9 protein-coding genes are annotated in these 11,658 nt (G+C 51.4%); 8 read left to right on the forward strand and 1 reads right to left on the reverse strand.

The window, feature by feature from the left end:
• Window positions 1-54: 54 nt before the first annotated feature.
• Window positions 55-2,130, forward strand: a complete 2,076-nt coding sequence (locus QOX26_RS11090) for an S-layer homology domain-containing protein (RefSeq protein ID WP_283675041.1) — start codon at window positions 55-57, stop codon at window positions 2,128-2,130.
• Between the two features lie 45 nt (window positions 2,131-2,175).
• On the opposite strand, the gene QOX26_RS11095 is transcribed toward QOX26_RS11090, so the two are convergent.
• Complete coding sequence (locus tag QOX26_RS11095) at window positions 2,176-3,483, reverse strand: alpha-amylase family glycosyl hydrolase (protein ID WP_283675042.1); 1,308 nt, start codon at window positions 3,481-3,483, stop codon at window positions 2,176-2,178.
• A 207-nt stretch (window positions 3,484-3,690) separates the two neighbouring features.
• Between QOX26_RS11095 and rplS the strand changes: the two genes are divergently transcribed.
• The 7 genes from rplS (at window position 3,691) to iolE (ending at window position 11,437) form a co-directional block, all read left to right on the forward strand.
• Window positions 3,691-4,032: a 50S ribosomal protein L19 gene (gene rplS, locus QOX26_RS11100; protein WP_283675043.1), complete on the forward strand. Its 342-nt coding sequence runs from the start codon at window positions 3,691-3,693 to the stop codon at window positions 4,030-4,032.
• A 201-nt stretch (window positions 4,033-4,233) separates the two neighbouring features.
• Entirely contained in the window at window positions 4,234-4,653 is a 420-nt protein-coding gene (locus tag QOX26_RS11105; RefSeq protein WP_283675052.1) for an RrF2 family transcriptional regulator, read from the forward strand.
• A 104-nt stretch (window positions 4,654-4,757) separates the two neighbouring features.
• Window positions 4,758-6,665 carry an acyl-CoA dehydrogenase family protein gene (locus QOX26_RS11110; protein WP_283675044.1) on the forward strand — a complete coding sequence of 636 codons (1,908 nt, stop codon included), beginning with the start codon at window positions 4,758-4,760 and terminating at the stop codon, window positions 6,663-6,665.
• A 21-nt stretch (window positions 6,666-6,686) separates the two neighbouring features.
• Window positions 6,687-7,898 (forward strand): FprA family A-type flavoprotein, encoded by a 1,212-nt coding sequence (locus QOX26_RS11115; protein WP_283675045.1) that lies wholly within the window; start codon window positions 6,687-6,689, stop codon window positions 7,896-7,898.
• A gap of 147 nt (window positions 7,899-8,045) precedes the next feature.
• Window positions 8,046-9,098 (forward strand): LacI family DNA-binding transcriptional regulator, encoded by a 1,053-nt coding sequence (locus QOX26_RS11120; RefSeq protein WP_283675046.1) that lies wholly within the window; start codon window positions 8,046-8,048, stop codon window positions 9,096-9,098.
• Between the two features lie 395 nt (window positions 9,099-9,493).
• Window positions 9,494-10,519 carry a LacI family DNA-binding transcriptional regulator gene (locus QOX26_RS11125; protein WP_283675047.1) on the forward strand — a complete coding sequence of 342 codons (1,026 nt, stop codon included), beginning with the start codon at window positions 9,494-9,496 and terminating at the stop codon, window positions 10,517-10,519.
• A 27-nt stretch (window positions 10,520-10,546) separates the two neighbouring features.
• Window positions 10,547-11,437: a myo-inosose-2 dehydratase gene (iolE, locus tag QOX26_RS11130; RefSeq protein WP_283675048.1), complete on the forward strand. Its 891-nt coding sequence runs from the start codon at window positions 10,547-10,549 to the stop codon at window positions 11,435-11,437.
• Window positions 11,438-11,658 lie beyond the last annotated feature (221 nt).

Genomic DNA, 11,658 nt, shown 5'->3' on the forward strand with positions numbered 1-11,658 from the left:
TAACAAGAGGCGGCATATGTTACACTTAAGTCAGCAATAGTGAGGTGTAGGATTATGAAAAAACGATGGATGGCTTGGGTTTTATCCGCAGTCATGCTGATCGGCCTTGTACCTGTCGCATCTGCTTCCGATTTGGACGGACACTGGGCGAAGAACTTTATTGAATATCTGAACCAGGAAGGAGTGTACAACCCGAGTGCGACGACGGGGGATTACGACCCGAACCGCGAAATGACGCGCGCCGAATTTATGCGCTATATTAACCGTGCGTTCCATTTTACCGAAACGACTTCGATTTCATACAGCGATGTGAAAACGACCGCGTGGTACTATGAAACGGTGCAGATTGCAGCGAAGTACGGTTACATCAACGGCGTGGGCAACAACAAGATGGATCCGGAGGGAAAGGTCACGCGTGAGCAGGCTGCCGTGCTGATTGGCCGACTGTTCAAGGCCGATCCGGGAGGTGTTTCACCTTCCGACTTGGTCTTTCAGGATAAAGGTAAGGTTTCCACATGGAGCGCGGGCTATATCAAGGCTGCAAATGAAAAAGGATTTCTCGCCGGGTATACCGACGGAACGTTTCGGCCGCAGAAGGTTGTAACGCGTGCTGAAGTCGCCAAAATCCTGTATTACTATCTGGGCACATCTTTGTCTACGGCAGGTAAGGCATACACGGGCGCTGATCTGAAAAGCGACACCACCAACGTTACAATCAGCGAGAATTGCACCCTGTCCGATGCAACGATTGCCGGCGATCTGTATATTACGGAAGGCCTCGGCTCAGATGCTGTTACCCTGACCAATGTCACGGTACAGGGCTCTATTATTGTGTCCGGCGGCACAGTTACATTGATGAATACGACCAGCGATCATATGATCATTGAGTCCTCCATGGGGCGCCTGCTGCAAGTTACTGCAACGGGCGCTAGCCATATCCGGAATACCGAGATCGGAACCAATGCCAGCCTGTACGAGCGCGGTTTATCCACGAGCGGGTATGATGGTTTCGTCAATGCCTCGGTGAACGGTGAAAGCCGCATTACGCTTACACTGGATGCGGCGCTGACCAACCTCGACCTGAACAGCGCGGTTTCGGTCAGTATGACCTCGAGCGCGGCTGTCTATCAGCTTAATTGCCGGCAGATCGCCACAGTGACCGGCTACGGCAAAATCTATCAGGCAGATATCAGGGTAGCGGGCGTAAGCCTTGCGATGAAGCCTTCGGGATACACGCTCGCATCGGGTGTGACCGCCACTGTTGCGGGCGCGACGGTGTCGACCTCGAGCGAGGCCGCGGTATCGCCGACTACGCTTGCGGTTGATCTCAACAATCTGAGCACGCTCGGCGCGTCGGTCGATATTTCAGTGCCCTCGGGCATAACGGTAGCTACAGTTACCTGTGATGGGACACTGCTGTCGTCTCCGTCGGCCTACACAAAGAGTGACACAGGTCTCCGCGTGCTGACTTCGTACCTGGGTACACTGACGAAGGGGAGTCATGCAATGGTGCTTACGATGTCAGACGGCAATCGTGTGACTGTCACGATTGATGTGACCAATTCCAGTGCAAATGCCGATGCGGTAGAACTGAGCTTTGATCGTTACTATAAGAGCAAGGGATTTGTCGATCTTTCGGTAAGGCTGTCCGGCGTGAGTGCACAGTCGGATATTTCGGGTGTTGTGCTCGGTATGACCTCGCTTGATTATGAATTTAATTCTTCTGCCCGCGACCTGATTCTGCGCCGAGGTACCCTCGCGCAGCTGCGCACGGGCACTTATACCATCACGGTTGACTTGGCGAGCGGGGCCTCCAAGCTGATTCTGCTGACGGTGACCGACTCCGCGCCGGACAGCGTGACAGCACTGGTTGCGGAATATGATACATACAATCCGGTTGAACCGCAGTTCTCTCTGGCGCTGGATCGGCTGTCGGTTCGCAGTGTAACCACGGTGAAAAACGGTTCGACACAGACGCTGTCCTCGGGCACAGATTATGTGTCCGGCACACGTGTGCTGACACTCAAGAAAACAGCGCTTGAAAAATACCGCCGGTCGGGTGAATATGTGGAGTTTACCGTAACGCTATCGGATAATTCGGTCGCAACACTGGTGATTGACTACATTTAAATGAGAAAAGTGCTTGCCGCATTGCGGCAAGCACTTTTTTAATAACTATTCAACTCTCCAAAATGCAACGGAATAGGGGGGCAGCGTGCTACCGCCGCCAAAGTCATGCATCTGGTCGGTGATAAGGTCACGCGCACGTCCTGCACCCGCATCAAAGTGTGCGGTGTACGGTTCGCTGTCAATATTGATTGCAATCAGCACGCGCTCGCCATCGAAGGTGCGTTCCCAAATACACTGCTTGCATTGCAAAAGCAGCTGTTTAAAGTCCCCAAAACACAGTGCCTTGCTTTCGCGGTGCGCTTTTGCCATCGCGGCAATCTGATCGGTTAGCTCGTTCCATTGCGGCGCATCGAACGAGGGGCGAAGCGCATTGTCACCCTGCTGCTTTTGCCCTTCTGCACCCCATTCGCTGCCATAATAAACGCATGGGATGCCCGGCATACCAAACAGCAGACCATAAATCAAGGGTAGATGCTGCGGATTGGTCAGGATGGACGCGATACGGGTCACATCGTGGTTATCGACAAAGGAAAGCAGATGCTTGCCGCGGTAGAGCGACCAGTTTTCGGGACCGAACTGGCGAAGGAGAGAATGCGTGATTTCGAAAAGGTTTAAACTATTCATTGAAGAGTATAAACCCTTGTAGCACTCGTAGTTGGTGCAGGAGCGCAACATGCCGTCGTTTACAAACTGGTTGTAGTCACCGTGCAGCAGCTCGCCGACGAGGAAAAAGTCTGGCTTGAGACTATCGCAGAAGGTGCGGAGCTGCCGTAGAAAATCGTGATCTAAACAGTAGGCTACATCGAGCCGCAGACCGTCGATATCAAATTCCTCGACCCAACCGCGGATGCACTCAAAAATATGCGCCACAACAGCTGGATTGCGTAAATTTAGCTTGACCAGCTCAAAATGGCCTTCCCAGCCCTCGTACCAGAAGCCGTCATCGTAGTTGGAGTTACCGTCAAAGGAGATATGAAACCAATCTTTATAGGGCGAATCCCATTTCTTCTCCTGCACATCGCGGAAGGCCCAGAAACCGCGTCCGACGTGGTTGAATACGCCGTCGAGCACGACACGAATGTCGTGGCGGTGCAGCGTTTTACAGACCGCGGCAAAATCTTCGTTTGTGCCGAGCCGACAGTCGAGCAGACGGTAATCCCGCGTGTCATATCCGTGGCTGTCGGATTCAAAAAGGGGAGAAAAGTACACGGCATTGCAGCCGAGACGTTCGATGTGCTCTGCCCAGTCGGCGATTTTGCTGATGCGTTGTGCGGCCGTGCCGTCGTTCACGCGAGGAGCACCACAAAATCCGAGGGGATAAATCTGATAAAATACACTTTCATATGCCCACATGATAAAAGCTCCTTTACTGTGAATCTATTATACAGTATACTATGATTGACGAAAAAAACAAGGAAATGGGGCGCACAATAATATTTTGCGGAAAAAGTTCTTGATTTCTAAAGCGGAATATGGTATTATATTGCGGTAACACGGGCATTCCTCTGCTTATTTCAAGGGAAGTACGGCAAGAATGTCTAAGACGAAAGGAAGAAAAACATGGATCTGGTCAAAGTACTGTCCGAGCAGCAGCTGAAGAGCGATCTGCCGGATCTCAAGATCGGTGATACCGTAAAGGTTCACGCAAAGATCAAGGAAGGCAATCGTGAGCGTATTCAGGTGTTTGAAGGCATCATCATTGCCAAGAAGCACGCTGGCGTCAACCAGACAATCACCGTCCGCCGCATTTCTTACGGCGTAGGCGTTGAGAAGACCTTCCCGGTTCATTCCCCGAACGTTGCTAAGTTCGAGATTGTTCGCCGCGGTAAGGTTCGCCGTGCCAAGCTGTACTACCTGCGCGGCCGCGTAGGCAAGGCTGCCAAGGTTGCGGAAAAGATTTAAAGCAATCAAAACAAAAACGAGGAGCAATGCTCCTCGTTTTTGTTTTGCCCTATTCCAGATGGGCAATCTCCATAAAGGAAAGTGCTTCCATTTGTCCGTTGTGTAGAAATGAACAAAATGATCGCGCTTTAACTTGACTCAATTAGTCCACAATGATAAAGTGAAACCAGAAACACAGAAGAAGGGGAGAGCGACCTGCTGATTACACGGGAAGTTGATTATGCGCTGCGGATTCTGCGAGCGTTGTCGGACGGTGAGCTGTCCACCGCCGCGCAGCTATGTGAGCGGGAGGCGATTCCGAAACAATTTGCTTACAAAACCCTTAAAAAGCTGGAAAAAGCGGGGTTTGTTGCGCTGACGCGCGGCGCTGCAGGCGGATGCAAACTATGTGCCGACTTGCGGGAAAAGACCTTGTTTGATTTGGTTTCTGCTTTGGATGCGCAGTTACAGGTGAATGCATGTATGCAGGCGGACTACCAATGCAGTTGGAGGGAGGCGCACAAAGGGCGACCTTGTTTGATCCATACGCAGTTATCGGCAATTCAGCAGACGATTGATGCGGAACTGCGCCGATATAGTTTATCCTCGATCCTACTTGGAGAGGAGAAATGCGAGCTTTGAAGGTCGCTTTTTTCTCTCTTCTAAAGTGGACTAAATTAATCAAGTATCGAATGCGGCCCATCACGGTCACACGACAGGAGACAACCATGAAGGAGGCTGACCAAATGTTATTCCAAACCACAGAAGCGCAGGAAGCACTGCGCGCAAAAATCAGAGAATTTGCAGAGACAGAAGTAAAACCGATCGCGTTTACACTCGATCAGCAAAATCAGTTTCCGGACGAAGCAGTGCACAAACTGGCGGAACTCGGATTGATGGGCATCCCGTATCCGAAGGAATACGGCGGAGCAGGACTCGACGTGATGAGCTATGCAATCGCGGTGGAAGAACTCTCCCGCGTGGATGGCGGCACGGGCGTTATCCTTTCTGCGCATGTTTCACTCGGCTCGTGGCCGATATCGGCCTTCGGCAATGAGGAGCAGAAGAAGAAATACCTCATTCCTCTTGCAAAGGGAGAGAAAATTGGCGCATTCGGCCTGACTGAGCCCAATGCCGGTTCGGACGCAGGTGGAACAGAGACAACAGCGGTGCTGAAGGGTGATTATTATCTGCTCAACGGCGGAAAAATTTTCATCACAAACGCGCCAAAGGCGGATACTTACGTCGTCTTTGCCGTAACTACGCCGGATATTGGCACGCGCGGCATTTCGGCTTTTATCGTTGAAAAAGGTTGGGAAGGCTTTAGCTTTGGCGATCATTACGATAAAATGGGCATCCGTTCCTCTTCGACAGCGGAACTGATTTTCAACGACGTAAAGGTGCCAAAGGAAAATCTGCTCGGGAAAGAGGGCGAAGGCTTTAAAATCGCCATGGCGACGCTGGACGGCGGCCGAATCGGCATTGCCTCGCAGGCGCTGGGCATTGCGCAGGGCGCCTATGAAGCGGCGGTTGAGTATGCCAAGGAACGCGTTCAGTTTGGCAAGCCAATTGGCTTCCAACAGGCGATTTCGTTCAAGCTTGCGGACATGGCAACCAAGCTGCGCTGCGCACGTATGTTGGTTTACAGTGCGGCTGAACTGAAAGAGCATCACGAGCCGTACGGCATGGAGTCGGCGATGGCGAAGCAGTATGCCTCGGATATTGCACTGGAAGTCACCAACGACGCGGTGCAGATTTTCGGCGGCACCGGTTTCCTCAAGGGCATGGATGTTGAGCGTATGTATCGCGATGCCAAGATTACGACCATCTATGAAGGCACGAATGAGATTCAGCGTGTTGTCATCGCATCGCACATCATGGGCAAGCCGCCAAAGACGAGCGGAGAGGGCGGCCATGCCAAGAAACCTGCGCCGATTACCGGCGTGCGCAAAAAGCAGATTTATAAGGAAGGCGATGCAGCGGAGCGCGTTGGTGCACTGGTTGCAGCGCTGAAAAAGGATGGTTATGATTTCACTGTCGGCATTGCCGCTGACACACCGATTGTACAGGCTGAACGTGTGGTTTCGGCCGGCAAGGGCATTGGCGACAAGAAGAACATGAAGCTGATTGAGCGCGTGGCTGCTGCGGCAGGCGCGGCAATCGGATCGTCAAGACCGGTTGCGGAGACCCTCAAATACGTGCCGCTGAACCGCTATGTAGGCATGTCGGGGCAAAAGTTTACCGGAAATCTCTATATTGCCTGCGGTATTTCGGGCGCAACGCAGCATTTGAAGGGCATTAAGGACGCATCGACCATCGTTGCCATCAATAAGAACGGAAATGCACCGATTTTCAAAAACTGTGATTACGGCATTGTCGGCGATTTGATGGAAATCCTGCCGCTGCTTGCAGAAGCGCTCGATACCGGCGAAAAGCAGCCCGCACCACCGATGATTAAAATGAAGCGGCCGATTCCGCCCAAGGCGGCACCGATTGGCAAGAGCTACGTTTGCAGCGGCTGCGGCTATGAGTACAACCCGGAGTTTGGTGACGAGGATGCGGAAATCGCACCCGGTACTCTGTTTGAAAAACTGCCCGAGGATTGGGTCTGCCCTGAGTGTGCAGAAGAAAAATCCCAGTTTATCGAAGCGTAACGGCGAAAGGAGGAAGCGATTATGTATTGTGTCAGAAATGTGACAGAAGATCTGTATTGGGTAGGTGCGAATGACCATCGCCTTGCTCTGTTTGAAAATATTCACCCAATTCCGCGCGGCGTATCCTATAATGCCTACCTGCTTCTGGACGAGCAGACGGTGCTGTTTGATACGGTAGACTGGTCGGCCTGTCGGCAGCTGCTTGAAAATGTCGAGCACCTTCTGGATGGCAGACCGCTGGATTATCTGCTGATCAACCATATGGAGCCTGACCATGGTGCGTCAATTGAAGAGATTCTGCTGCGCTGGCCGAACGTTAAGATTATCAGCACCGAAAAGGCGTATATGTTTATGCGTCAGTTCGGATTTGAGGTAGACGGTCACGACTGCATCGAAGTCAAGGAAGGGGATACTTATTGCTTTGGCAAGCATACGGTTACCTTCGTCGCTGCGCCGATGGTGCACTGGCCGGAGGCGATGGTCACCTTCGACGTGACGAACGGTGTGCTGTTCGCGGCGGATGCCTTCGGTTCGTTTGGTGCACTGGACGGTAAGCTATTTAATGATGAAGTGGATTTTGACCGCGACTGGATTGATGATGCACGGCGGTATTTTACAAACATCGTCGGCAAATATGGCCCACACGTGCAGCTGCTGCTGAAAAAGGCAAGCGGCATTCTGGATCAGATTAAATTTATCTGCCCGCTGCATGGTCCGGTCTGGCGGAGCAATCTGGGGTATTTTATTGATAAATACGACCACTGGAGCCGTTATGAGCCGGAAGAGCAGGGCGTGATGATTGCCTATGCTTCGATGTACGGCAATACGGAGGCCGCAGCGCAGGCGCTTGCTTCCAAGCTATGTGAAAAGGGTATGACCAAGGTCGCACTGTATGATGTGTCCAACACGCATCTCTCGACACTGATTTCTGAGACGTTCAAGTACAGCCATGTGGTGCTTGCATCGGTGACCTATAATCTGGGCATTTATCCGGTCATGCACAACTATCTGATGGATATGAAGGCGCTCAATCTGCAAAACCGCACCTTTGCGCTGGTGGAGAATGGATCCTGGGCGTGCAAATCGGGCGACCTGATGCAGAAGTTCATCGATGAGGAACTGAAGAACATGACCGTGTTGAGCGAGCGGCTTTCGATGGCGTCGTCGCTGCATCCTGACAAAGCAGTCGAATTGGATGCACTTGCGGATGCAATCTTGGAGTCAATGCATTAACAATTAAACCGATGTAAGGCGGACGTTCTGCAAAAAAATGCAGGGCGTCCGCCTCTTGATTTATGATTTAATAGATGGTGTGCATATTTCGGTAGAAAAAGCACAATTTGTGTGATATACTGTTGTCCATAGAAAGGCGGGATGTTCATGCCGAGAAAGGCGACAATCAATATGGTGGCCGAGCGGGCGGGAGTCTCGCGCGGTACGGTAGACCGGGTGCTGAACCAGCGGCCTCATGTCAAGCCGGATATTTATGAGCGGGTTGTAAGGACGATGCAGGAACTCGGCTATGTGCCGCCGCGCGAGGAACAGGCCGAAGCGCTCGGACTGGCGCTGCCGTCCATGGAAACCTGTACATTGGGTGTTTTGCTGCCGAATTGGCATGGGTATTTTAAAAGTGAGGTGCTGCGCGGCATTGAAGATGCAATGACGCTGCTCAGAAATTATTCGGTTGAAATCTTGGTGGAGGAGTGCGAAAGCGACCTGCCGGATGAGAGCATAGAACGGTTGGAGCATCTGGCCGAGCAGGGCGTAAAAGGCATTGCGTTGTGTGCCAAGGATCATATCACCATTGTCGAGAAGGTGAACGAGCTATATGATCGGGGCATTCCGACGGTGACGTTCAATTCGGATTTGACGGACAGCAAGCGCCTGTGCTTTGTCGGGCAGGATTTAATGCGCGGCGGCCGTGTGGCGGGTGAGCTGATGGCCAAGTATCTGCAACCCAGCGATCGCCTGCTGATTGCGGTGGGCAATCCGGAATTCAATGCGCATCGGCTGCGCCTGCAGGGTTTTTGCGAGCGCATGCACGAACGCGGATTTGACAGTACGCATTTGGAAATTGTAGAAACGTACAATGATTACTCTCTCACATATCAGAAGGTGGAACGGGCATTGCAGAGCATTCCGAACTTAAAGGGCATTTATATGGCAAATCATAGCGTTACGGGGTGTGTAGAGGCGCTTCGTGCCGCGGGCCGGCAGCGGGAGATTCATGTAGTCAGCCATGATCTGACCGATTCGACAAGACGCCTGCTGCGAAGCGGCGAGGTCGATTTTGCAATCGTACAGAACATCTATCGGCAGGGATATCGGCCGCTGATTCTATTGCGCGAGTATGTACAGCGGCACATTTCACCACAGCTTGAAGCAGATCGGACGACAATCGAAATCGTTTGTTCGGAAAATATCGGTATCTAATAGAAGAAACGCAAGGGCGGAATCCTGAATGTTTAGGATTCCGTCTTTTTTTATTGATGTCGCATGAAAATCTCGGAAACAAAATGCCTGTGTGCATAAAAGCACATATATGAAACCGAAATTAGAATATGCAGCAGGGCGGAATGAGCAAAACAAACAATTATACATATAAAATATTGTGAAAAAGCTCTTAAACTGCTGAAATATCCCGATTTATTGACGAAGTTAATGAAATCGATAAGGTAAATCGGCACAAAGTGTGCACAAAACAAAAAAGAATTTTAACACGAAGAATAAGTTTGAATTTTCGAGATAAATCTGATTGACAAAGAGATTTGAGGGTGATATAAATTAATTGTGCTAAGAAGCACGGAAAAATAAAAGGCACATGAAATATGACGAGAGTAACAATACAAATGATTGCAGAGTATGCCGGCGTGTCGCGCGGTACGGTAGATCGGGTGCTGCATGACCGACCCAATGTCAATCCTGACATAAAGGAACGGATTATGCAGATTATTCAAACATCCGGATACGCGGCACAAATGGCACAGTCAGCGGGACTAAAAAAACGCATCGGCATCCTGCTCCCCGGCAACGGTTGGTTCTACGCGGATTTAAAGCGGGAGTGGCTCCGAGGCGTGAACGATGCGCGGCAAATGGTTGAACCGTTGGGATTTGAAGTGGAAGTGGTGGAGTGCGAGACGGACCTGCCATATGAATTTGCGGAAAAGATTGAACTGATGAGAGCGCACGGTCTGGATGGTCTGGCAATCAGCTCGAAGAACAATCCGGCAATCCGAAAGCTCATCGACGGGGTGGTGCAGGACGGCATTCCCGTTCTAACGTACAATAGTGACATTCCGGGAAGCCGCCGCCTCTGCTTTGTCGGTCAGGATTTGCACAGAAGCGGCAAGGTCGCTGCGGATTTGATTTGCAAATTTGCCGGCAGACAAGGTGAAATTTTAGTAGTTGCGGGTAATTTGGAGATTGACGCTCACCGACAGCGCGTAAACGGATTCATGGAAAAGTGTGCCGGAGAAGGCATTGGAGCGGATCGGCTGACACTGGTGGAAAGCTTCAATGAATACGTGCTGACATATGAAAAAGTGCGGGAGCAGCTGGAACAAAAACCGTCGCTGCGAGCAATTTATATGGCAAATGAAAGTGTGGCTGCCTGCGCAGAGGCGATTGCTCGAAGCGACAGGCGGGGAAAAATCATGGTGGTTGGAAACGATTTGATAGCACCCACCAGAAAGCTGCTTGCAGAAGGAACGGTTGATTTTATCATCGAGCAGAACGTGTACTGGCAGGGTTACGAGCCGGTGATGCTGCTGAAAAAGTACATCATGGCTCCCAATAGCCCGGTCGAACCGTTTTTGTTTACCAATATCAGCGTAATCAACTCGGAGAATATGTAACTGATGAAAATAAGAAGGAGGAAGAAAATGTTCAATAATGTAAAGCTCGGTATTGCACCAATTGGCTGGACGAATGACGACATGCCGCAGCTCGGCGGCAAACTGACTTTCGAGCAGATGGTTTCGGAAGCCGCGCTTGCGGGGTTTCAGGGAACTGAGGTTGGCGGTAAATTCCCAAGCGATCCGGCGGAGCTCGGCAAAGCGCTTGATTTGCGCGGTCTTAAAATCGCAAGCCAGTGGTTTTCCAGCTTTCTGTGCTCCACGCCATATGAGGAAAATGAGGAGGCGTTTCTCAAACAGCTGGAATTTCTGGAGGCCGTAGGTGCGCAGCGCATCAATGTCTGTGAGCTGACAAGATGCCTGTTTGCAGAGGAGTGCTCCATGTTCGGCGAAAATAAGCCGATTGCAACGGACGCGGAGTGGGACAGCCTGTGCAGTGGGCTGAACCGTCTGGGCAAAATTGCTTTTGATCGAGGCTTTAAGCTGTGCTTCCATCATCATATGGCGACTGTGGTACAGACATTTGCAGAAACAAAGCGTCTGCTTGATAACACAGATGCGCGCTATGTGTACTTATGTTTTGACACGGGTCACTTCACCTTTGCGGGCGAGGATGCGGTCAAGGCAGCACGGGAATTTGGAAACCGCATCGGACATGTGCATTTGAAGGACATTCGTCCGGCGCAGATGAAGAAGGCGTATGATGAGGGCTTCTGGTTTCGTAAAGCGGTGTTCGAAGGCTGTTTCACCATTCCGGGTGACGGCTGTGTTGATTATCCGGGCGTATTTGCTGCACTGCAGGAGGCGCATTACGAGGGTTGGTTTATCGTGGAAGCCGAGCAGGACCCGACTAAGGCGAATCCATTCGAATATGCGCTGATGGCACGTGAATACATTCGAAAAACTGCAGGAATCTGATAATAACATCCTCATTCTCTCTCTTTCTCGTTTGGTCGGCGGCAGTTTGGTTCGCATACCGAATTGCCGCCGGTGTGGAGGGAGATTCACATTAATAGGGAGGCGAACGGCAAATGAACGAGGAATACATCGTCCGCATGGAGGACATCACGGTTCAGTTCCCCGGCGTGCTGGCGCTGGACAAGGTGCGATTTGACGCGAAACCCGGCGAGGTGCACGTG

This window comes from Butyricicoccus sp. Marseille-Q5471, assembly GCF_951230135.1.
In the GTDB taxonomy this organism is placed as follows: domain Bacteria; phylum Bacillota; class Clostridia; order Oscillospirales; family Butyricicoccaceae; genus Agathobaculum.

Excerpts from the sequence above, each read along its gene's own strand:
- QOX26_RS11090 (WP_283675041.1), top strand. The coding sequence starts at position 55 with ATGAAAAAACGATGGATGGCTTGGGTTTTATCCGCAGTCATGCTGATC.
- QOX26_RS11095 (WP_283675042.1), bottom strand. The coding sequence starts at position 3,483 with ATGTGGGCATATGAAAGTGTATTTTATCAGATTTATCCCCTCGGATTT.
- rplS (WP_283675043.1), top strand. The coding sequence starts at position 3,691 with ATGGATCTGGTCAAAGTACTGTCCGAGCAGCAGCTGAAGAGCGATCTG.
- QOX26_RS11110 (WP_283675044.1), top strand. The coding sequence starts at position 4,758 with ATGTTATTCCAAACCACAGAAGCGCAGGAAGCACTGCGCGCAAAAATC.
- QOX26_RS11115 (WP_283675045.1), top strand. The coding sequence starts at position 6,687 with ATGTATTGTGTCAGAAATGTGACAGAAGATCTGTATTGGGTAGGTGCG.
- QOX26_RS11120 (WP_283675046.1), top strand. The coding sequence starts at position 8,046 with ATGCCGAGAAAGGCGACAATCAATATGGTGGCCGAGCGGGCGGGAGTC.
- QOX26_RS11125 (WP_283675047.1), top strand. The coding sequence starts at position 9,494 with ATGACGAGAGTAACAATACAAATGATTGCAGAGTATGCCGGCGTGTCG.
- iolE (WP_283675048.1), top strand. The coding sequence starts at position 10,547 with ATGTTCAATAATGTAAAGCTCGGTATTGCACCAATTGGCTGGACGAAT.